Here is a 20,642-nt window from a genome sequence, read left to right as displayed (position 1 = left end):
CATGAAAATCACCGAACATATAAGCAAAGCCGCAGGCAAGACTTTATTTTCTTTCGAACTACTTCCACCCATCAAAGGGAAAAGTATCAATGATATCTACAATGCAATTGACCCTTTGATGGAGTTTAACCCGCCCTTCATCGATGTAACGTATCATCGGGAGGATTATATCTACAAGCAGCACGACAGCGGACTGCTGGAGAAGCTAACCTACCGCAAGCGTCCGGGAACGGTGGCGATCTGTGCGGCCATTATGAACCGCTATAAAGTTGACGCTGTACCCCACCTGATCTGCGGTGGTTTCACCAAAGAGGAAACTGAAAATGCTTTGATCGATCTTCAGTTTCTTGGCATTGACAATGTGCTCGTACTACGAGGCGATGCGCGCCACGCAGATGCACACTTTGTGCCCACCCCGGGAGGACACGCTTATGCTTCAGAGCTATTGAATCAGGTGATCGAGATGAACCATGGGAAGTATCTCTACGAAGATCACTCGGCTTTTAAGACGGAGTTCTGTGTAGGTGTTGCCGGCTATCCGGAGAAACACTTCGAAGCGCCAAATATGAAGACTGACTTCAAATACCTAAAGCAAAAAGTAGATATGGGTGCAGAATTCATCGTTACACAGATGTTCTTCGACAACAAGAAGTATGTAGAGTTTGTAAAGTGTTGTCGCGAAAACGGCATTAACGTACCCATTATCCCCGGGCTGAAGCCAATTACCTCATCGAAGCAGCTGATCAGTTTACCGAAGATCTTCCATATCGACCTGCCGGAAGATCTAAGCGAAGCCATATCAGATTGCAAGAATGAAGCGGCGGTAAAAGAACTTGGCGTGGAGTGGATGATCGCACAATGCAAAGAACTGATGGCGCTCGGCGTACCCGTGCTGCATTTCTACACCATGAGTAATCCGGAGCCCACCAGAAAGATTGCACAAGCCATATTTTAAGCTTTAGGCATATTAAGCAGATATTCCTTAAACAGCGGGAAGTCGACGGTCATGGCCGTAGCTTGCCGCTGTTTGTTTTTTAAACCTTTCACCGCTTCTGGCACTACGATCTTGGAAGCAACTTCCTGCGGTAATGCATCCGGGAACTTGCAGGGATGTGCTGTAGATAAGAAGACACATACCGCCTCAGATCCAGGATGTGCAGCCTGGTAGGCCTGCGTTGCCAGCCATGCAATCGCCGTATGCGGGCAAGCGATATAGCCATGCTGCTCCCAAAGCGTTTTAATCGCGGAAATCGTTTCTTCATCTGTAAAGCGATACCCGTTAAGAACAGCTTTCAGCGCATTCAAATCACCTTTAAACAACTCCATAATGCGCACCCAGTTGCTTGGCGCCCCGACATCCATGGCGTTGGCGTAGGTCTGCACAGAAGGTCGTGTTTCGTACACGCCAGTTTCCAAGAAGCGCGGCACGGTATCATTGATGTTCGTTGCGGCGATAAACTGCGTTATGGGAAGGCCCATGCGCTGCGCCAGCAAACCCGCGGCGATGTTTCCGAAATTACCGCTAGGCACCGCAACCACCATCTTCTCCACGCCTTGCCTGCGCAGCTGAGCATAGGCGTTAAAGTAATAGAACGTCTGTGGAATGAGCCTGGCGATGTTGATTGAATTCGCAGAAGTCAGGCGCAAACGCGCATTTAATTCTGCATCCGCGAAAGCTTCCTTCACCAGCCGCTGACAATCATCAAAGGTGCCATCAATCTCCAGCACATGAATGTTTTGTCCGTTGGTACAAAGCTGGAGCTCCTGGATCTCACTCACCTTACCCTTGGGGAAAAGAATGGTTACCCGTGTGTTTGGCACGCCCAGAAAGCCCAGCGCCACCGCACCGCCGGTATCCCCGGAAGTGGCTACAAGTACATCGAGCATCTGCTCCCCTTCCTCCAGGAAGTACGACATCACCCGGCTCATGAAGCGTGCGCCGAAATCCTTGAAAGCAAGGGAGGGCCCATGAAATAACTCCAGCACCTGTGTGTGGCTGTCCAGCCGCTGCAGTGGCGCTTCAAAAGATAGGGCATCTGTTATGATGGACTTCAGTGCAGTAGCAGGCATGGAATCACCAATGAGGGCGGAAGCAACTTCAAAGGCGATATCCTGCAAGCTATACTGATCAATACGGTTAAGGAATGCTGCATCCAAACGGGGAATGTCAACAGGCATGTACAAGCCCTTGTCCAGGGGCATACTGTTGAAGACAGCAGTTTTAAAGTCGACCAGCTGGTCCTGATTATTGGTACTATATAGTTTCATGTTTGAGGTGGATTAGGAGATGACTTGCGGTCCCGCGTCGTTCACTTTGGAAACGAAGGACAGACTTTTTATACCGCTGGATTTTAATTGCGATTGTAAGACCGCGGTAACACTTTCCGCAGTTTCCAGACTTTTACACAGCGCAAAAACAGAGGGGCCGGAGCCAGAGATGCCAAAGCTTATTGCCCCATTTGCCAGGGCCAGTTCGCGCATGCGGTAGAAGTCAGGGATTAATATCGAACGGATCGGCTCGATCAGCACATCCTGCATACTCCTGCCAATTAGGTCGTAATCTTTCAGGAATAACCCGGAAACCAGTCCGGCGACATTCCCCATCTGCGTTACCGCATCTTTCAGCAGCACTTTGCTGCGTATCATTTCCCGCGCGTCCTTGGTTGGCACGTCCACCTCCGGGTAAACCACCGCGGCATAAAGTTCTTCCGGAAAAGGGAGCCGCAGGATATCCAGCGGTTCATAACTTCTGATCAGTACAAAGCCACCAAGCAGGGCTGGCGCCACATTATCCGCATGGCCGTATCCACAAGCCAGTTCCTCCCCTTTCATCGCAAAAGGGATCAGGTCGTGATTGCTCAACAAGCCATCCATCAAGGTATTGATGGCGAATAAGCCAGCCACCGTACTGGCAGAGCTTGAGCCCAGACCACTACCAATAGGCATCTTCTTGTGGAGTTCAATTTCAAGCCCCAGGTCGGGCTGTCCTATGTGATTCAGGTAGTGCTGTACGCTGGCACTCACGGTATTCTTTTGGGGATCCAGAGGCAGTCGCCCTTCATCACCAGATATCTTCGTGATTCGTATGCCTGGCGCGGCAACCTTCCTCATGATTACCTCATCACCTGGCGCGTTGATCGCGAAACCCAGGACATCAAAACCGCAGACCACATTTGCCACGGTCGCGGGCGCAAAAACTTTTACAGACGCACTCATCTTTTGCCAATGTTTATAATGTCCGCAAATACACCCGCAGCAGTGACCTCTGCACCCGCACCAGGGCCTTTAACCACCATCGGGCGTTGGGCATAACGGTTGGTAGTGAAAGAGATGATGTTATCACTGCCCGACATCATGTAGAAAGGATGACTTTCATCAACAGTCTGCAGGGTAATTTCCACTTTGCCGTTTTCCAGCTTGCCGATATAACGCAGCACTTTCCCTTCCGCTTCCGCCTGATTTTTTAACTGCTCAAAATAGCTGGCATTGCTTTCAAGTTCGGTATAGAATTCTGCGACTGACGTAGCTGCCATACAAGAAGCCGGAAGCATGTTTTCAATGCTCACATCAGCTGCTTCCATCTGGTAGCCGGCATCACGTGCCAGGATCAGCATCTTACGCATAAAGTCCTTTCCATTCAAGTCATCACGTGGATCGGGCTCTGTAAAACCCTTTTCCTGTGCTTCCCGTACCACGTCATGGAACTTTCGGTCGCCCTTGAAGTTGTTAAAAATATAAGAGATCGTACCAGAAAGTATAGCCTCGATCCTGCTGATCTCATCCCCGCTAAGCATCAGGTCCCGCAGGGTTCTGATGATCGGCAGTCCGGCACCGACATTGGTCTCATAGTAGAAATCCACCCCAAAGGTCCTTGCAGCCTTTTTAAAAGCCAGGTACTGGCTGTAATCACCGGAATTTCCGATCTTATTGCAGGTCACCACAGAGATACTAGATTTCAGCACCTGCTCATAAAAGGCTACGGGTTCTTCACTGGCCGTGTTGTCCACGAACACGCAGTTCGGCAGGTTCATCGCGCGCATGCGCTTGACAAAAAGTGGCAGATCAGCCTTCTCGGAATATTCTTCCAGTGTAGACTCCCATGCGGAAAGGTCCAGCCCTTCCATGCTCAGGTGCATCTTGCGGCTGTTGCTGATGCCCATCACCTTTACCTCCAGGTCATTATGTTGTGCCAGATAAGGCATCTGGCTGTAAAGCTGGCTGAACAATGTTTTACCAATATTTCCGGTACCCAGGCAGAACACGTGCAAGGTCTTTTTAAGCTGTGAAAAGAAAGCATCATGCACCGCATTTACCGCTTTTGAAAGATCATCCTTTGCCAGGATCACGGAGATGTTGTACTCCGAAGAGCCCTGTGCAATGGCGCGCACATTTACCCCGTTGCGGCCTAGCGCATTGAATAACCTTGCACTCATGCCAGGCGTGTGGCGCATGTTTTCGCCTACAATAGCAATCACCGAAAGGTTACTCTCCAGACTCGGGTACTCCAGCTTATTGGTTTGCAGCTCCAGCTCAAATTCCTTGTTGATCATCTTGAGTGCCTTCAAAGCATCCTCTGGTTTCACCGCAAAAGTAATGCTGTGCTCAGAGGAAGATTGGGTGATCAGGATCACGTTGATCTGCTCGCGCGAAAGCAATGAAAACAGCCTGCCGCTAAAACCTGATTTGCCCACCATACCGCTGCCTGATAAGTTTAGTATAGTCACATCGTTGATGGATGAAATCCCTTTGATCGGCAGATCCGAAGGTTGTGTAATAGGCCGTATATAGGTACCCTCAAATTCGGGGTTGAAAGTGTTTTTGATGACAATGGGGATCTTTTTCAGGAATGCCGGCGTCATGGTTGGCGGGTAAACCACTTTGGCACCGAAATACGAAAGCTCCATGGCTTCCGTGTAACTCAACTCCTTCAGCGAGAAAGCTTTTTCTACGATCCGCGGATCGGCAGTAAGCATGCCATTTACATCGGTCCAGATCTGGATCTCTTCCGCAGCAAGCGATGAACCCCAGATGGAAGCTGTATAGTCACTTCCGCCACGGCCTAGGGTGGTTATACGGCCGTCTTCAGTGCTGGATATGAAACCAGTCACGAACAATAAACAAGCTTTATGACTGCGGTAGAAATCCTGGATCAGCAGTTCCGTAAGCCCGGTATTCACCCTGGCGTTCCCAAACGCTGCATCTGTTTTTATGTATTCCGAACCATCTACTGCCAGCACATCTCTGAAGTACTGCTTGGCAATATGCGAGATCGTAAAAGTGGAGCAGCGTTCCCCAAAGCTGAGGATAAGATCACGGGTTTGGGGACTCAGCTCTTTCAGCACCGCTACCGATTGCAGAATATCCTCCAGTTGGTTGAAGTAAATGGTCAGCTTACTAAACACCGGATTCTGTGCAGTCACTGGCAGTAGCGCTCGAACCATATCAAAATGGCGGTTCTCAATGCTTTTCAGGTCGGCCGTATAATCCTGTTCCTGCCTGGCTTTCTCCGCAATGTCAATGAGCTGGTTGGTTACTCCACTGAATGCGGAGAGTACCACAACGGGCCGCTCCGGATCCTTTTCCTGTTCGAGAATGTGCAGTAGTGCCCGAATGCTGTCTACTGTACCTACTGATGTACCTCCAAATTTTAAAATCTTCATGTTCGTTTTTTAGGTTAAAAAAAAGCGCCTTCCCGTTTTAGAGGAAGGCGCTTTCTATGTTGTTTATCAATTTAATGAACACATTAGATTACCACCCTCCGGTTAGTCCCGGTGGTTGTAATAATAATGCTGGTAATGGTTCTTAAGTTGTTCATTGTATTTTGTACACGATGTCGTCTGACATAAAGTAAAGTGATATTTTTTACATTAGCAAATGAAATTCAATTAATTATAAACTGAATTAGCGCAGCAGCGTTTAAATCTGAGCAAAAAGGCATGCTTTTCTTACCTTTACTTTATATATGCAAGGATTAGTTATCAAATCAACAGGAAGCTGGTACCAGGTACATGCAGAGGACGGCGAGATTTACGATTGCCGGATCAAAGGCAAGTTCCGGATCAAGGGCATACAAACCACCAATCCTATAGCTGTAGGCGATCAGGTGAACTTCGAACTCGAGCCGAACTCGGGTAATGGCGTTATTGATAAACTTCATGACCGCAAGAATTACATCATTAGAAAATCCATCAACTTGTCCAAACAGGCGCAGATCATCGCTGCCAATATGGATCAGGCTTTTCTGGTGGTTACACTCGCATCCCCCCGAACTTCACTAGGCTTTATCGACCGCTTTCTGGCAACAGCCGAAGCTTACGGTATCCCTGCCGTGCTAATCTTTAATAAGCTCGATCTGTTTAATGATGCAGGTTTGGAAATACTGGAAGACTATAAAGCCATCTATGAGAACATTGGCTATCCATGTTATACCGTTTCTGCACTGGAGGGCACAAACATCCATATCATTGAAGATTTGCTGAAAGATAAGACAACCCTATTTTCCGGCCATTCCGGTGTAGGGAAGTCGAGCCTGATCAATGCACTGATGCCGGATCTGGACATTAAAACCGGGGAGGTCTCTGAAGCAAGCGATAAAGGTCAACACACCACTACTTTCGCGGAGATGCATGAACTGCCTTTCGGAGGCTATCTGATCGATACCCCAGGTATCCGGGAGTTGGGCATATTCGATATCCGGCCAGAAGAATTGGGCCACTACTTCGTGGAGATGCGCGCACTGCTGAACCAGTGCAAGTTCCACAATTGCCGGCATGTAAATGAACCCGGCTGTGCGGTGATCAAAGCGGTAGAAGAGGGCGAAATTGAACTAAGCAGGTACGAGAGTTACCTGAGCATTTATCACGGAAACGAAACCAGAGCTTAACCATGCGGGCAATTATACAAAGGGTTACGGAGGCGAGCTGCACCGTAGAAGGACAAGTTACAGGCGCCATAGCACAAGGCTTTCTGGTACTGCTGGGTGTTGAAGATGCCGATGAGCAGGAAGATCTGGAATGGCTGGCACAGAAAATTGCCGGCATGCGGATTTTTAGTGATGAGAATGGACTGATGAACAAATCACTGGCAGATGTAGATGGCAATATTTTACTGATTAGCCAGTTTACACTGTTTGCTGCGACCAAGAAGGGAAACCGTCCTGGTTTTACACGCGCTGCCCGGCCGGATAAAGCCATTCCCATGTATGAAAGCATGATCAGGAAACTGTCTTCCTTGATTAACAAAGAAGTACAAACCGGCGTGTTTGGTGCTGACATGAAGATCAGGCTGCTGAACGATGGCCCGGTAACCATCACGATAGATACCAAAAACAAAGAATAACATGACCATTAAAGAAGCGCAAGAAGCCGTTGACCAGTGGATCAACAAAACCGGTGTACGTTATTTCAACGAGCTGACCAACACCGCCATTTTAATGGAAGAAGTTGGTGAAGTGGCCAGGATCATGTCCAGGAAGTATGGTGAGCAGTCTTTTAAGAAAAGCGATGAAGCGGTAGACCTGGGTGGAGAAATGGCGGACGTACTGTTTGTGCTGATTTGCCTGGCCAATCAGACAGGTATCGATCTTACGGAAGCGCTGGAGCAGAACATGCAAAAGAAAAGCATCCGTGATGCCGACAGGCACCATAACAATCCGAAGCTCAAATAAAGCTATTCAGAAATTCCTGATTAGCTTGTTGGTTACCTATCATAAAAAAGCGCCTGATTAATGGATGATCAGGCGCTTTCCTTTATATTTCTACAGCTAACTTTTACAAAGTCAACGCTGCTTTGATCTTTTGTGCAGCTTCCTCCAGCTCCTCCTGTGTAGGATTAAGCTTCGGCTTGCTAAAGTTCATATCACTTACATAATTCATTGGGATCAGGTGAATATGCGTATGTGGCACTTCCAGGCCAATTACCGCCATACCAACCTTGATACAAGGAAATGCCTTTTTGATACCGCCAGCTACAATCTTTGCAAACAAGGTTAAGCCGAAATAGCTTTCCTCGTCCATATCAAAAATGTAATCTATTTCTTTCTTCGGAATCACCAGCACATGCCCCATCGTTAAAGGGTTGATGTCCAGGAAGGCCAAGAATTCTGTCGTTTCTGCAACAACATGTGCGGGAATTTCGCCGTCTACAATTTTTGAAAAGATGGTTGCCATATGTCTTTGTTTACCTGCTGATTTCTAATATTTCAAACTCCATTTTACCTGCAGGAACCTGAATTTCTGCCTTATCGCCTACAGATTTACCAAGCAGCCCCTGTGCGATAGGTGATTTCACGGAGATCTTTCCGGTCTTTAGATCCGCTTCGGTTTCCGCTACCAACTGATAGGTCATGGTTGCGCCGTTTTTTACATTCTTAATCTTTACGATAGATAATGCAAGCACCTTTGAAGTGTCCAGTTTGGACTCATCAATCAGACGTGCATTGGCAAGCGTGCCCTCCAGCTTTGCAATTTTTGCTTCATGCAAGCCTTGCGCTTCTTTGGCTGCATCGTATTCCGCATTCTCGGAAAGGTCACCTTTATCTCGTGCTTCAGCTATTTGCTTAGATATCATCTGCCTCCCCTTCGTCTTCATATACTGTAATTCCTGCTTTAGTTTATCTAAACCATCTTGGGTATAATAAGTAACCTCTGTCATAGCTCAATTTATTTTATGATTCCTATAAAAAACAAACAAGACTACATCGGCTCTTCGCCTACATAGTCTTGCTTCAATGAAAACGAAGATAACAGCCTGTATTTACAAATGCAAATCTTTTTAGTGAAGCGCCGGCAAACAAGGGAAGTGCAAGTCCAGGTGAACATGCCCTAAAATATACCCTGAAAAGCAATGCGCAATCCAACAACCGGTCTTAAAACATTACTCATATGTATTAATTCCAGATGTAAGTTAAAATCCATGGCAGTATGTTTAGAAAGTTGAGGGGATAAACCCAAACCTATTGAGCCACCTACACCACTATCGCCAGTTTCCAGACTCCCCAAGTGGATTAATGGGCCTGCATTTACATAGACTTCGTGTTTGGGATAGTATCGACCATTTAGCGAGAAATAAGCGCCGTGCGGAATTTCGAGTCCAATCGCCGGCACAATTGAAACGGAGGAGGCCACCTTTATTTCGCCATAGAAAATGCCCCCATAACCCTGCCCTTCGTTCGAGGTATTAAATCCGACGCCAAGGCCCAGCCCACTTCTGGCTTGAGCCTGTAACCTGTCAAATTTTATAATCAGCATCGTGCTAAAAAGGAAGAGCGTTAGAAGTTTTTTCATTGCACCAAAGTAAATTGTAAATCTACATAAAACCGGTTGTCTACAAACAAGGATAAATAACAGTTGCAAAACACATCAGATCCAGATCAAACACACTTTCGCAATGCGGTTCATGTGCGGTTCATCTGGGTTTGATCTGCCTTTCATGTGCCTTTGATCCGAAGCCAGGCTGAAAGCGCTGCTATTCTGATATTTTAATATTTTATGTAAGTTAGCTTCTTACATTTTTATACACCAACCAGAATTTCGATGCAATTAAAAAGTATCTCTCTTATAGCTTTGTGTTTACTGGGACTTACAGAACTGAAGGCACAGGAGCTTTATATGCCAAGAAACATTAAAAATGCTTACCAGGCCGGCACCAGAGCATTGGATGGCCGTCCGGCTAAAGGCTATTGGCAAAATCGTGGTAAATACGACATGACCATCAAAGTGACCCCGCAGACACGCATGGTTGATGGTCAAGAAACAGTTGTATACAGCAACAACAGTAAAGACACGCTGAAACGGGTGATGATCCGCTTCGTAAATAACGTTCATAAAACAGAGGCACCGCGGGCAAGTTATGCCAGCAATGACTTCCTGACCTCCGGATTGGTGATCAACAACTTTGCGGTAGATGGAGAGACAATCAAGGTTGATGGTAAAAACTGGGGTACCGTTGCCAGCGTGCCCTTGAAAAAGCCATTACTCCCTGGCCAATCTGCCACTTTCGCCATTGGCTGGAGCTATCCTTTATCGAAGGAAAGCGGTCGCGAAGGTCAGATCGATAGCACCACCTTCTTCGTGGCTTATGCCTACCCACGTATTTCCGTTTACGATGATGCCGATGGCTGGGATTGGTTACCGCACCTTGGCCGAAACGAGTTCTACAACGTCTTCAACGACTATAAATTCGCAGTGAAAGTACCGAAGAACTATGTGGTATGGGGCACCGGCGATCTGCTGAACCCCAATGAAGTGCTGCAACCCGCGTACGCGGCCAAGCTCACCCGTTCTTATGCCTCTAATGAGATCACGAACATTGCATCTGCGGAGGAAATGAAAAAGGGTCAGGTTACCAAACAGCAGGAATGGAACACCTGGAAGTTTGCGGTAAACAACATTACCGATGTGACTTTCGGCTTGAGTAATCATTATGTTTGGGATGCCGGGAGTGTAATTGTAGATAAAAAGACTGCAAGAAGAGCCAGTGTACAGGCAGCCTATGATGCTAAAGCGAAAGATTTCCCACATGCGGCGAAGTGGACACAACAGGCACTGGATTTCTTCTCCAACCAGATGCCAGCAGTACCTTATCCCTATTCGAAGATGACCGCCTTTCAGGGCTATGCAGATATGGAGTTCCCGATGATGGTGAACGACACTTCCACGCCGGATCTGCAATTCTCCCAGTTTGTATTGAACCATGAGGTAGCGCATACCTACTTCCCTTTTTACATGGGCACCAACGAGACCAATTATCCGTTTATGGATGAAGGCTGGGTAACCACGATGGAATATTTCATCAATACCCACCAGTTTGGCAAAGCTGCGGCGGACAGCCTGTATAAAGCGTTTCGGGTAAAACGCTGGATCCTGGATCCTTCGGCAGAACAGGATCAGCCGATCATCTCACTGGGTACACAAGTTTCCGGTTCAGGTTACGGCAATAATGCTTATGTAAAACCCTCCCTGGCCTACCTTGGATTAAGGGACCTGCTTGGTGAAGCGCAGTTCATGAAAGCGCTACATGAGTATATGGCACGATGGAATGGTAAACACCCATTGCCATGGGATTTCTTCAACAGCTTCAATGATGCTTTAAGGCAGGATCTGAACTGGTATTGGAACAACTGGTTTTTCAGCAACAACTATATAGACCTTGCCATTGATAAGGTCTCCATCAAAGGCAACAGTTATAACATCAACCTGAAGAATGTTGGTGGCTTTGCTGTGCCCTTTGATGTGATCTTACGCTTTGAAGATGGCAAACAAACCGTGGTTCATAAAACACCGGCCATCTGGAAGGAAAATATGAAAGCGGCAAGCTTTAGCGTAAACGGCGCAGCAAACCTGAAATCCATCAGCATTGAAGGCGGCTTGTTTATGGATGCTACCCCGGCAGATAATACCTGGGAAAAATAAGATTAATGTATCGGGAGTGCTGCAAGCTTATCCGCCAGCACTTCCGATATCTTCCGATAAGATTCGAAGGTCCAGCCCGCCACATGTGGCGTCAACAATACTTTACCGGAATTCACCAGTTCCTGATACCAGGCCTGTTCGGCCAATTTAGGGAATTTCTCCACCTCCAATACATCCAGTCCTGCCCCCATGATCTTCCCGCTTTGAATGGCGTTCAATACCGCCTTGGTATTGGTCACTTCTCCCCTTGCGGTGCTGATGAAGAAAATAGGTTTTTTGAAGTGGAAGAAGTACTCATCATCCACCATCTGCCGTGTTTCTGCAGTTAGAGGAATGTGTAAACTTAAAACATCGCTGTGTTTAACGATCTCTTCCATGCTCACCTCAGTAGCATACGCATCGGAGAAACCGGTTTTATATTTATCATAGGCAATCACCTTTACGCCGAAGCCTGAGAGCTTTCTGGCGAAGCTGCTGCCCATAAAGCCGTAGCCAATGATGCCGACGGTTTTACCTTTTAGCTCCCAGCCACGATTGCCTTCACGGTCCCAGATACCGGTACGCACCTGCATATCTGCTTGCCTGAAGTTATTGGCCAGGCTCAAGAGCATACCGATGGCATGCTCCCCTACCGCATCGCAGTTACCTTCGGGCGCATTGATCAGACTGATGTTGCGTGCAGCGGCATAGGCCTCATCGATGTTATCCAGACCCGCTCCTGCTCTTGCCACGAACTTCAGATTTGGTGCTGCATCAAAAAGCTCCGCATCGATGCTGAACTTTGTACGCAGGGCAATGCCGGTATAGTTTCCTATGGCATCCAGGGTTTCCTGGCGGGTAATGTTGGGAAGATCATCTACTTCGAAACCCAGAGCAGTTGCGCGTTCTTTGAACACTGGATGCAGATCGTCGACAATTAGAATCTTTCCTTTCATTATTTATTGGTTTAGCATGGTTAAATGTTGGGTGAGGCTGATGAAGTCGGCAACACTGAGTTGCTCTGCCCTTTTATCAAAGAAGGCATGATCATCCATTTTCTCTTTAGGGATGGTGCCAGAAAGCGCATTGCGCAAGGTTTTACGGCGTTGGTTGAATCCTGCTTTTACAACCCTCCAGAAGAGCTTTTCGTCACATGGTAGTTCCGCGACATCATTGCGGCTCAAGCGGATCACGCCGGAGTTTACTTTGGGTGGCGGATTAAAGGTCCCCGGCTTCACCGTGAACAAGTAATCTATATTATAATATGCCTGGATCAGCACACTCAAAATGCCATACTCTTTGGTGCCGCTTTTGGAAGCACAACGTTCTGCCACTTCCTTTTGGAACATGCCGACCATCTCCACGACATTATCGCGGTGCTCCAGCACTTTGAAAAGAATCTGTGAAGAGATGTTATAAGGAAAGTTCCCGATGATGGCGAACTTTTCCGGGAAGATGGTGCGAAGGTCGAGTGCGAGGAAATCGCCCAGGATAAGACGTTCGCCAAGCTGCGGATATTTTTCCTCCAGGAACTGGTAGGACTCGCGGTCGATGTCGATCAGGTAGGTTTCGAAGTTCTCTTTCTCCAGCAGAATATCGGATAGGATCCCCATTCCGGGACCAACTTCAAGGACCTTTTGATATTGATCTGTATGAATTAAGCCATCAACAATCTTAGCGGCAATCTTTTTATCGGTTAAAAAATGTTGCCCTAAATGTTTCTTCGCCTTTACCAAACTCATATCTCCTGATTAAACCGCAAAATAACTAAAGTTTTGCCAGTATCATCGTAAGATTAAGCCAAATTCTGTAATTTGCGCTAAATTCTAAAGCATTACAATGAGTGAGAAAGTAAAAATAGGAATAAGCATAGGTGATATTAATGGTATTGGGTTGGAAGTGATTTTGAAGACACTTATAGAGCCTGGAATTCTGAACTACTGCACTCCAATTGTATATGGACACACCAAGGTAACCTCCTTCCACCGCAAGGCTTTACGTTTGGGCGACTTGACTTTCAACGTGATTCCAAACGCTGCGGCGGCAAATCCGAAGCGCGTGAACCTGATCAACTGCTGGGAAGAAGATGTAAAAATTGAGCTTGGACAGTCGACACCAACAGGTGGAAAATATGCTTTACTATCCCTTGAAAAAGCCACGGAAGACCTGACCAATGGTGAAATCGACGCTTTGGTTACCGCACCGATCAACAAACATAATATCCAATCGGAAACCTTTAACTTTCCAGGCCATACGGAGTACCTGCAGCAAAAAAGTGGCAGCTCGGAAGTACTTATGTTTATGGTAAGTGAGAATCTACGTGTAGGTGTGGTTACGGGACACATTCCGGTAAGCGCAGTACCTTCGCAGGTGACTGCGGAAAAGATTATCCGCAAGCTGACCATGATGAACGACAGCTTAAAGAAGGATTTCTGGATTGAGAAACCAAAGATCGCTGTATTGGGCTTGAACCCACATGCCGGCGATAATGGCTTATTGGGCAAAGAAGATCAGGAGATTATTGCACCAGCCATTCAGGCGGCCTTTGATAAAGGCGTGATCTGCTTCGGGCCCTACCCTGCTGATGGTTTCTTCGGCAATGGCACTTACAAGCAGTTTGACGCCGTGCTGGGCATGTACCACGATCAGGGTTTAATACCATTTAAAACCATTGCCTTTGGAACCGGGGTAAACTTTACCGCAGGACTGAAGTTTGTGCGCACCTCGCCAGATCATGGCACCGGGTACGACATTGCCGGGAAAAATGTAGCCGATCCATCATCCTTTACAGAAGCGCTGTTCGCTGCGGTTCACATTGTAAAAAGCAGACGGGAGCAACAGGCCTTGTTCGATAACAGATTACGTCCGGGAGGCCGACTGATTGAGACCGCTGCGGACATTAAAGATGATGGGAACTAGGATTTTAAAAAAGTGTGATCATGTTAATTATTAACAAACATGTTTGTTAAATAACAAACTTATTCATACATTTGCGGGCTAAAATTTAAGTAAAATTGAAACCGCTAAAACAATTTTCAATCCCCTTCACAGGCTTAAAAATTGGCAAACATCAGTTTGAATTTGAAATTGATAACAGCTTTTTTGACGCTTTTGAGTACTCTTTAGTAAAGAAAGGGAACTTAAAGGTTGCGCTTGAAATGGATAAGCAGGAGACCATGCTGATTCTTCAGTTTCATATTTTTGGAACGATTGAATTGGATTGTGACAAGTGTTTATCGGAATTTGCTGCCCCAATAGACGTTAAGGAGCGCCAGATTGTAAAGTTTGCGGAGGACGAATTAGAGAGTGATGATCTGGAGATCATTATGCTGAATAGAAGTGAAAGCGAAATTGATGTTTCAACAATGATATATGAATTCATCACAGTTTCGGTTCCATATATAAAGATTTGTGAAGAGAACGGTACGGGAGTGCAGTGCGACCAGGAAATGATTGAACGGTTAAACAAGCTTTCGATAAGTAATCAAGCAGAAGAAGAGAAAACAGTTGACGACCCACGGTGGGAAGCCTTAAAAAAATTAAAATAATAATTAAATAAAATAAGCAATGGCACATCCAAAACGCAAGATCTCTAAAAGTAGAAGAGACAAAAGAAGAACCCACTATAAAGCAGTAGCGCCTTCTTTAGCTACTTGTCAAACTACTGGTGCGATACATGTACCTCACCATGCATACAACGTTGATGGTAACTTATACTACAACGGTAAATTGGTTATTGAAAACACCTCTATAGGGTAATTTTCTTAAAAAATAGTTTGTGTTTTAACAGGCTTTAAGTTTAACTTAGACCCTTTTAATTGGCGCAATAAAGCTGCTTAACACATACTGATTTTTACTATGAAAATAGGTCTCGATATAATGGGTGGAGACTATGCTCCCAAAGCAAATGTTTTGGGAGCAATAGCTGCCCATGAATTACTGTCCCCGGATGAACAACTTGTTTTGATTGGTGACACAGCGCAGTTCAAGCCCCTAATCGTTGAAGCCGGCTTCGATCCGGATAAGTTCGAATATGTTCATACCGACGAAGTGATTGGTATGGGCGAACACCCCACTAAGGCTATATTTCAAAAGCCTAATTCTAGTATAGCTGTCGGCTATAATCTCTTAAAAGAAGGTAAACTCGATTCATTTGCAAGTGCAGGTAACTCTGGCGCTATGCTTGTCGGTGCTGTTTTTAGTGTAAAAACGGTTCCTGGCATCATTCGGCCATGTTTGTGTACGCATGTTCCAAAACTTAGTGGTGGCGTGGGCGTAATGCTCGACGTAGGTGCTAATGCGGACTGCAAACCAGACACCTTGCTTCAATTTGGTGCTTTAGGAAGTCTGTATGCCGAACACGTGATGCAGATCAACATTCCTAAAGTCGCTTTGATGAATATCGGCGAGGAAGATGAAAAAGGAAATATGTTAAGCCTGGCGACTTTCCCGTTAATGAAAGATACCTGTCTGTTCCAATTCGTTGGAAATGTTGAAGGACGCGATCTATTCAATGATAAAGCAGATGTTATTGTTTGCGATGGATTTACGGGGAATGTACTATTAAAGCTTGCTGAGTCTTTCTATATCGTTACCTTGAAAAAAGGCATAAAGGACGAGTTTTTTGACCGCTTTAATTATGAAAACTACGGTGGCAGCCCTGTTTTGGGTGTTAATGCGCCTGTAATCATCGGCCATGGAATTTCCAGCCCTCTTGCTGTAAAAAACATGATCATGCAATCCAGAGATATGATTGCTACCGGCTTGGTAGAAAAAATACAAGCCGCGTTCAAATAAAAACATTAAAATGAGTAAAATTCACGCTGCCATTACCGCAGTACATGGTTATGTTCCTGATTATATTTTAACAAATAAGGAACTCGAATCCATCGTTGAAACAACTGACGAGTGGATCGTATCTAGAACGGGTATTAAAGAGCGAAGAATATTAAAAGGTGAAGGGCTTGGTGTTTCCGACATGGCGGTGCATGCCGTTAATGGCTTATTGGAAAAAAGAGGCATTTCTGCAGAGGAGATCGACCTGATCATCTTCTGCACCACCACACCAGATCTGCCCTTCCCTGCATCCGCAAATATATTAGGCGCAAAGATAGGCGCGAAGAACGCCTGGGGTTACGACCTTAATGCCGCTTGCTCCGGATTCATCTACGGACTTTCTACAGCTGCACAATTTATCGAAGCCGGAAAACATCAGAAAGTATTGGTTGTTGGTGGTGATAAGATGTCTTCTATCGTAAACTACAAGGACCGGACCACCTGCATCATCTTTGGTGATGGCTGTGGTGCCGTGTTGTTGGAACCGAACGAAGAAGGTAACGGCGTGATGGACTCCATCCTGAGAAGTGATGGCAATGGTATGCCTTACCTGCACCAAAAAGCAGGTGGTTCGGCAAGACCTGCATCGCATGAAACGGTAGATGCCAATGAGCACGTGGTGTACCAGGAAGGTCAGGCGGTATTCAAATTCGCGGTGACCAATATGGCTAACGTTGCTGCAGAGATCATGGACAGAAATGGCCTGACCGCTGATGATGTAACCTGGCTGGTACCGCATCAGGCAAATAAAAGAATCATCGATGCCACCTCCTCCCGCATGGGCGTAGGCAGTGAAAAAGTAATGGTAAACATTGACCGGTATGGCAACACCACCAATGGTACGATACCTTTGTGCCTATGGGAATGGGAAAGCCAGCTTAACAAAGGTGATACCCTGATCCTTGCTGCATTTGGTGGTGGTTTTACCTGGGGATCCGTTTACTTAAAGTGGGCATATTAATTTAATACCATAATAAATCTTAACTTAGTTTGTTCTAAGACATAATTTTTTCAAAAAAATAACATCTAGAAAATGGATATCAAACAAATTCAGGAACTCATTAAATTTGTTTCTCGTTCTGGCGTGAATGAAGTTGCTATTGAGCAGGAAAACTTCAAAATTACGATTAAAACCAATCAGACGCCGACGGTGATCAACACGACTGTTCCAGCTCCAGCGCCTGCAGCGGCAGTATTGCCAGCAGCACCTGCGCCAGCACCACAGCCGGTTACAACTCCAGCAGAGTCTAAAGAAGCAGCAGATGCATCTAAATACATTACCATTAAGTCTCCGATGATTGGTACGTTCTACCGTTCTTCAAGCCCGGATAAACCATCTTTCGTTAATGTTGGTGATGAAGTGAGCAGCGGAAAAATCATCTGCATTATTGAAGCAATGAAGTTATTCAACGAGATTGAAAGTGAAGTGTCTGGTAGAATTGTTAAAGTATTGGTAGAGAATGCATCGCCAGTAGAATATGACCAACCGTTATTTTTAGTTGAACCCATGTAATTTTGCTTAACAGCAATCTTATCATCTTAACCATTCTATGTTTAAAAAAATACTAATTGCCAACAGGGGCGAAATCGCTTTGCGTATCATCCGTACCTGTAAAGAAATGGGCATTAAAACCGTTGCTGTTTATTCAACTGCGGACAGGGAAAGCTTACATGTCAGGTTCGCAGATGAAGCGGTGTGCATCGGTCCACCTCCAAGTAAAGATTCGTACTTAAGTATTCCTAATATTATTTCTGCAGCTGAACTAACCAATGCGGATGCAATCCACCCTGGTTATGGCTTCTTGTCGGAAAATGCGAAGTTCTCTTCTGTTTGCCGTGATTACGGGATTAAATTTATAGGTGCAACACCTGAGCAGATCAACTCCATGGGAGATAAATCTTCTGCCAAAGAAACCATGAAAAAAGCTGGTGTACCAACCATTCCAGGTTCTGAAGGACTTTTGGAAAGTGTTAAAGAAGGCATCGCTATTGCTAATGAAATGGGCTACCCGGTTATTCTTAAAGCAACTGCCGGTGGTGGTGGCCGTGGAATGCGTGTAGTATGGAAAGATGAAGAGTTTGAGAATGCCTGGGATAGCGCAAGACAAGAGTCTGGTGCAGCCTTCGGTAATGACGGCCTTTATCTGGAGAAATACATCGAAGATCCACGTCACATTGAGATCCAGGTGATTGGCGATCAATATGGAAAAGCTTGTCACCTTTCTGAGCGTGACTGCTCTATTCAACGTCGCCATCAAAAGCTTGTTGAAGAGGCACCATCTCCTTTCATGACGCCAGAGCTGCGCGAAAGAATGGGTGAAGCGGCCATCAAAGGTGCTGTAGCGGTAGGTTACGAAGGCGCAGGTACCATCGAGTTTCTGGTTGACAAACACCGTAACTTCTATTTTATGGAGATGAACACCAGGATCCAGGTAGAGCATCCGGTTACGGAAGAGGTTATCAACTACGATTTAATCAAAGAGCAAATCAAGGTTGCTGCTGGTGTTCCCATCAGTGGTAAAAACTATCATCCGGATATGCACGCTATTGAGTGCAGGATTAATGCGGAAGATCCATTCAATAATTTCAGACCTTCACCAGGTAAGATCACCAACTTCCACTCTCCGGGTGGGCATGGGGTACGTGTAGATACACATGTATATGCAGGTTACCAGATTCCACCGAACTACGATTCCATGATCGCTAAACTGATCTGTGTTGCACAGACCAGGGAAGAAGCCATCAGCACCATGGAGCGTGCATTAAGTGAATTTGTGATTGAAGGGGTTAAAACAACGATCCCTTTCCACCTGAAATTGATGAAAGATCCGAACTTCCGTGCAGGTAATTTTACCACCAAGTTCATGGAAACTTTTCAATTTTCTGAATAGACAAACTATTGACTATAATTAAACGTAAATACCATTCTAAATCTCGATTAGAATGGTATTTTTGTTTTTCAAGTTACCTACATGAGTGAAAATAAGACGCAAAAACTAATAGATTCTATAAAGGAGAAAGGCAAAACGCTGGAAGCAGAAATGTCTTTTTTTGACCACATTGATGTTTTGAGAAAACACCTGTTACGCGTTGTGGCAGTGGTTTTAGTACTTACAATTGGTGCGTTCTATTTTACAGACTTTATATTCAATGAGATCATCATGGGCCCGAAGAATCCAGATTTCTGGACCTACCGCATGATGTGTAAACTGGTGGAGAATTACCCTTCCATTTTTGGCCCTGAATTTTGTATTACGAAGATAGACGCCAAGATCATCAACACCCAAATGGCGGGTCAGTTTACCTTACAACTGAACTCCTGTGTGATGGTCGGTATTATTCTGGGTATTCCCTACCTGTTGTTTGAAATCTGGCTGTTTGTAAAACCTGCTTTGCATGAGCATGAACGTAGGTCGGCAAGTGGTTTTGTGATCTTCGCATCCAGCTTGTTCTTCCTGGGCATTATGTTCGGGTACTACCTGATCTGCCCCCTATCAATCAACTTCCTGACCAACTTCACCGTGAGTCCGGATATTGAAAACACATTCACCATAGATTCGTATTTGTCTTCGGTCATGACCCTGACCTTAGGTGCAGGTGTGATTTTCCAGTTACCTGTGATCATTTACATCCTCTCTAAACTGGGTGTGATGACACCTGCTTTCATGCGTGCAAGCAGAAGGTATGCAACGGTATTGATCCTGATCGTTGCCGCAGTGGTAACACCAACCGCAGATCCATATACCATGCTTATTGTTGCAGCGCCATTGTTCCTGCTTTATGAGCTAAGTATTTATATCTCCGCAGCGATTGAGAAGAAAAAGAACAAAGAAATCTTCGGAACGACAACTCCGAATGTCTAACAAATATTTTACGACCCAACTGTTATATTCTAATTAGATTTGAAAATGTCTTCGACAACAAAGATTGCCATTGGTGCGGATCACGCCGGATTTGAGTACAAGGAAATGCTTAAGGAAATGCTTGCCAGCTTGGCCTACGAGGTTAAGGATTATGGCACCCATTCCGCAGCTTCAGTAGACTATCCCGACTTTGCACATCCAGTGGCAGAAGCCGTAGAAAGCCTTGCTGCTGATTTCGGCATCCTGGTTTGTGGTAGCGCAAATGGTGTTGCAATTACCGCAAATAAACACCAGCAGATCCGTGCAGCCATTTGTTGGGAGAATGAAATTGCCGCATTGGCCAGGCAACACAACAATGCAAACGTGATTTGTGTACCAGCAAGGTTTGTTTCGCCGGAATTGGCAAAAGACATGGTGAGGACCTTTTTAAACACCGCCTTTGAAGGTGGCAGACATGGGAACCGCGTTGATAAAATTGCTTGTTAAACTAAAATACCCGCAGCTGATCCCGGACTTTCAAAAACCGGGAGAGCTTCATCAAAAGAACTACAAA

22 protein-coding genes are annotated in these 20,642 nt (G+C 45.8%); 14 read left to right on the top strand and 8 right to left on the bottom strand.

Translation table 11 applies throughout. The features are described from left to right. Position 1 precedes the first annotated feature (1 nt). The gene (gene metF, locus ACTHQF_RS15210) at positions 2-955 is read left to right on the top strand and encodes a methylenetetrahydrofolate reductase [NAD(P)H] (RefSeq protein WP_440431460.1); all 954 of its coding nucleotides are present in this window, start codon (positions 2-4) and stop codon (positions 953-955) included. Here metF and thrC read toward each other — a convergent pair. From thrC to thrA, 3 genes are read right to left on the bottom strand one after another with little or no spacing between them, the layout of a single operon-like run. Beyond that, the gene (gene thrC / locus ACTHQF_RS15205) at positions 952-2,268 is read right to left on the bottom strand and encodes a threonine synthase (protein WP_440431458.1); all 1,317 of its coding nucleotides are present in this window, start codon (positions 2,266-2,268) and stop codon (positions 952-954) included. The genes metF and thrC overlap by 4 nt on opposite strands. Positions 2,269-2,280: 12 nt before the next feature. Further along, on the bottom strand, positions 2,281-3,216 hold the full coding sequence (locus ACTHQF_RS15200) for a homoserine kinase (RefSeq protein WP_440431456.1): 936 nt from the start codon (positions 3,214-3,216) through the stop codon (positions 2,281-2,283). Beyond that, the gene (gene thrA, locus ACTHQF_RS15195; protein WP_440431454.1) at positions 3,213-5,660 is read right to left on the bottom strand and encodes a bifunctional aspartate kinase/homoserine dehydrogenase I; all 2,448 of its coding nucleotides are present in this window, start codon (positions 5,658-5,660) and stop codon (positions 3,213-3,215) included. Before thrA ends, ACTHQF_RS15200 begins: the two co-directional genes overlap by 4 nt. 302 nt (positions 5,661-5,962) lie before the next feature. On the opposite strand from thrA, the gene rsgA reads away from it, so the two are divergent. From rsgA to ACTHQF_RS15180, 3 genes are read left to right on the top strand one after another with little or no spacing between them, the layout of a single operon-like run. Next, entirely contained in the window at positions 5,963-6,883 is a 921-nt protein-coding gene (rsgA, locus tag ACTHQF_RS15190; protein WP_440431452.1) for a ribosome small subunit-dependent GTPase A, read from the top strand. 2 nt (positions 6,884-6,885) lie between these two features. Beyond that, positions 6,886-7,338 (top strand): D-aminoacyl-tRNA deacylase, encoded by a 453-nt coding sequence (dtd, locus tag ACTHQF_RS15185; protein ID WP_440431450.1) that lies wholly within the window; start codon positions 6,886-6,888, stop codon positions 7,336-7,338. A 1-nt stretch (position 7,339) separates the two neighbouring features. Beyond that, positions 7,340-7,666, top strand: coding sequence for a nucleotide pyrophosphohydrolase (locus tag ACTHQF_RS15180; RefSeq protein WP_440431448.1), 327 nt, complete (start codon positions 7,340-7,342; stop codon positions 7,664-7,666). Positions 7,667-7,769: 103 nt separating this feature from the next. Here the strand turns inward: ACTHQF_RS15180 and ACTHQF_RS15175 are convergent, their stop codons facing one another. From ACTHQF_RS15175 to ACTHQF_RS15165, 3 genes are all read right to left on the bottom strand, one after another. Further along, positions 7,770-8,168 carry an HIT family protein gene (locus ACTHQF_RS15175; RefSeq protein ID WP_151154171.1) on the bottom strand — a complete coding sequence of 133 codons (399 nt, stop codon included), beginning with the start codon at positions 8,166-8,168 and terminating at the stop codon, positions 7,770-7,772. 10 nt (positions 8,169-8,178) lie between these two features. Continuing rightward, positions 8,179-8,652, bottom strand: coding sequence for a transcription elongation factor GreA (gene greA, locus ACTHQF_RS15170; RefSeq protein WP_151154170.1), 474 nt, complete (start codon positions 8,650-8,652; stop codon positions 8,179-8,181). 170 nt (positions 8,653-8,822) lie between these two features. Beyond that, positions 8,823-9,284 (bottom strand): hypothetical protein, encoded by a 462-nt coding sequence (locus tag ACTHQF_RS15165; RefSeq protein WP_440431446.1) that lies wholly within the window; start codon positions 9,282-9,284, stop codon positions 8,823-8,825. 249 nt (positions 9,285-9,533) lie between these two features. On the opposite strand from ACTHQF_RS15165, the gene ACTHQF_RS15160 reads away from it, so the two are divergent. Next, positions 9,534-11,411 (top strand): M1 family metallopeptidase, encoded by a 1,878-nt coding sequence (locus ACTHQF_RS15160; protein WP_440431444.1) that lies wholly within the window; start codon positions 9,534-9,536, stop codon positions 11,409-11,411. Between the two features lie 2 nt (positions 11,412-11,413). Here the strand turns inward: ACTHQF_RS15160 and ACTHQF_RS15155 are convergent, their stop codons facing one another. Both ACTHQF_RS15155 and rsmA read right to left on the bottom strand, forming a co-directional pair. Continuing rightward, positions 11,414-12,346, bottom strand: coding sequence for a 2-hydroxyacid dehydrogenase (locus ACTHQF_RS15155; protein ID WP_440431442.1), 933 nt, complete (start codon positions 12,344-12,346; stop codon positions 11,414-11,416). 3 nt (positions 12,347-12,349) lie between these two features. Further along, positions 12,350-13,132: a 16S rRNA (adenine(1518)-N(6)/adenine(1519)-N(6))-dimethyltransferase RsmA gene (rsmA, locus tag ACTHQF_RS15150; RefSeq protein ID WP_440431440.1), complete on the bottom strand. Its 783-nt coding sequence runs from the start codon at positions 13,130-13,132 to the stop codon at positions 12,350-12,352. Positions 13,133-13,229: 97 nt separating this feature from the next. Here rsmA and pdxA point away from each other — a divergent pair, with 97 nt between their 5' ends. From pdxA to rpiB, 9 genes are all read left to right on the top strand, one after another. Beyond that, positions 13,230-14,309, top strand: coding sequence for a 4-hydroxythreonine-4-phosphate dehydrogenase PdxA (pdxA, locus tag ACTHQF_RS15145; protein ID WP_440431438.1), 1,080 nt, complete (start codon positions 13,230-13,232; stop codon positions 14,307-14,309). A 95-nt stretch (positions 14,310-14,404) separates the two neighbouring features. Continuing rightward, on the top strand, positions 14,405-14,938 hold the full coding sequence (locus ACTHQF_RS15140; protein ID WP_440431436.1) for a YceD family protein: 534 nt from the start codon (positions 14,405-14,407) through the stop codon (positions 14,936-14,938). Positions 14,939-14,957: 19 nt separating this feature from the next. After that, positions 14,958-15,149 (top strand): 50S ribosomal protein L32, encoded by a 192-nt coding sequence (gene rpmF, locus ACTHQF_RS15135; protein WP_073238280.1) that lies wholly within the window; start codon positions 14,958-14,960, stop codon positions 15,147-15,149. Between the two features lie 99 nt (positions 15,150-15,248). Beyond that, the gene (gene plsX, locus ACTHQF_RS15130) at positions 15,249-16,187 is read left to right on the top strand and encodes a phosphate acyltransferase PlsX (protein WP_440431434.1); all 939 of its coding nucleotides are present in this window, start codon (positions 15,249-15,251) and stop codon (positions 16,185-16,187) included. 10 nt (positions 16,188-16,197) lie between these two features. Next, a complete protein-coding gene (locus ACTHQF_RS15125) occupies positions 16,198-17,187 on the top strand; it encodes a beta-ketoacyl-ACP synthase III (protein WP_440431432.1) in 990 nt (329 codons plus the stop codon). A 72-nt stretch (positions 17,188-17,259) separates the two neighbouring features. Beyond that, positions 17,260-17,739 (top strand): acetyl-CoA carboxylase biotin carboxyl carrier protein, encoded by a 480-nt coding sequence (accB, locus tag ACTHQF_RS15120; RefSeq protein WP_440431430.1) that lies wholly within the window; start codon positions 17,260-17,262, stop codon positions 17,737-17,739. Positions 17,740-17,776: 37 nt separating this feature from the next. Further along, positions 17,777-19,117, top strand: coding sequence for an acetyl-CoA carboxylase biotin carboxylase subunit (accC, locus tag ACTHQF_RS15115; protein ID WP_151154161.1), 1,341 nt, complete (start codon positions 17,777-17,779; stop codon positions 19,115-19,117). Between the two features lie 81 nt (positions 19,118-19,198). Beyond that, on the top strand, positions 19,199-20,089 hold the full coding sequence (gene tatC, locus ACTHQF_RS15110; RefSeq protein WP_440431428.1) for a twin-arginine translocase subunit TatC: 891 nt from the start codon (positions 19,199-19,201) through the stop codon (positions 20,087-20,089). Positions 20,090-20,134: 45 nt separating this feature from the next. Beyond that, on the top strand, positions 20,135-20,575 hold the full coding sequence (gene rpiB, locus ACTHQF_RS15105; protein WP_440431426.1) for a ribose 5-phosphate isomerase B: 441 nt from the start codon (positions 20,135-20,137) through the stop codon (positions 20,573-20,575). The last annotated feature ends 67 nt before the right edge of the window (positions 20,576-20,642 follow it).

Origin of the sequence: Pedobacter sp. SAFR-022 (genome assembly GCF_051965375.1) — a bacterium.
Classification (GTDB): domain Bacteria; phylum Bacteroidota; class Bacteroidia; order Sphingobacteriales; family Sphingobacteriaceae; genus Pedobacter.
The sequence above is the reverse complement of the archived record's forward strand: the minus strand, read 5'-3'. Positions and strand labels throughout refer to the sequence as shown.

Coding starts and splice junctions, on each gene's coding strand:
- ACTHQF_RS15125 (WP_440431432.1), top strand. CDS start 16,198: ATGAGTAAAATTCACGCTGCCATTACCGCAGTACATGGTTATGTTCCT.
- thrA (WP_440431454.1), bottom strand. CDS start 5,660: ATGAAGATTTTAAAATTTGGAGGTACATCAGTAGGTACAGTAGACAGC.
- plsX (WP_440431434.1), top strand. CDS start 15,249: ATGAAAATAGGTCTCGATATAATGGGTGGAGACTATGCTCCCAAAGCA.
- rsgA (WP_440431452.1), top strand. CDS start 5,963: ATGCAAGGATTAGTTATCAAATCAACAGGAAGCTGGTACCAGGTACAT.
- metF (WP_440431460.1), top strand. CDS start 2: ATGAAAATCACCGAACATATAAGCAAAGCCGCAGGCAAGACTTTATTT.
- pdxA (WP_440431438.1), top strand. CDS start 13,230: ATGAGTGAGAAAGTAAAAATAGGAATAAGCATAGGTGATATTAATGGT.
- rpmF (WP_073238280.1), top strand. CDS start 14,958: ATGGCACATCCAAAACGCAAGATCTCTAAAAGTAGAAGAGACAAAAGA.
- tatC (WP_440431428.1), top strand. CDS start 19,199: ATGAGTGAAAATAAGACGCAAAAACTAATAGATTCTATAAAGGAGAAA.
- ACTHQF_RS15160 (WP_440431444.1), top strand. CDS start 9,534: ATGCAATTAAAAAGTATCTCTCTTATAGCTTTGTGTTTACTGGGACTT.
- ACTHQF_RS15200 (WP_440431456.1), bottom strand. CDS start 3,216: ATGAGTGCGTCTGTAAAAGTTTTTGCGCCCGCGACCGTGGCAAATGTG.
- dtd (WP_440431450.1), top strand. CDS start 6,886: ATGCGGGCAATTATACAAAGGGTTACGGAGGCGAGCTGCACCGTAGAA.
- ACTHQF_RS15175 (WP_151154171.1), bottom strand. CDS start 8,168: ATGGCAACCATCTTTTCAAAAATTGTAGACGGCGAAATTCCCGCACAT.
- accB (WP_440431430.1), top strand. CDS start 17,260: ATGGATATCAAACAAATTCAGGAACTCATTAAATTTGTTTCTCGTTCT.
- thrC (WP_440431458.1), bottom strand. CDS start 2,268: ATGAAACTATATAGTACCAATAATCAGGACCAGCTGGTCGACTTTAAA.
- ACTHQF_RS15155 (WP_440431442.1), bottom strand. CDS start 12,346: ATGAAAGGAAAGATTCTAATTGTCGACGATCTGCATCCAGTGTTCAAA.
- greA (WP_151154170.1), bottom strand. CDS start 8,652: ATGACAGAGGTTACTTATTATACCCAAGATGGTTTAGATAAACTAAAG.
- rsmA (WP_440431440.1), bottom strand. CDS start 13,132: ATGAGTTTGGTAAAGGCGAAGAAACATTTAGGGCAACATTTTTTAACC.
- accC (WP_151154161.1), top strand. CDS start 17,777: ATGTTTAAAAAAATACTAATTGCCAACAGGGGCGAAATCGCTTTGCGT.
- ACTHQF_RS15180 (WP_440431448.1), top strand. CDS start 7,340: ATGACCATTAAAGAAGCGCAAGAAGCCGTTGACCAGTGGATCAACAAA.
- rpiB (WP_440431426.1), top strand. CDS start 20,135: ATGTCTTCGACAACAAAGATTGCCATTGGTGCGGATCACGCCGGATTT.
- ACTHQF_RS15165 (WP_440431446.1), bottom strand. CDS start 9,284: ATGAAAAAACTTCTAACGCTCTTCCTTTTTAGCACGATGCTGATTATA.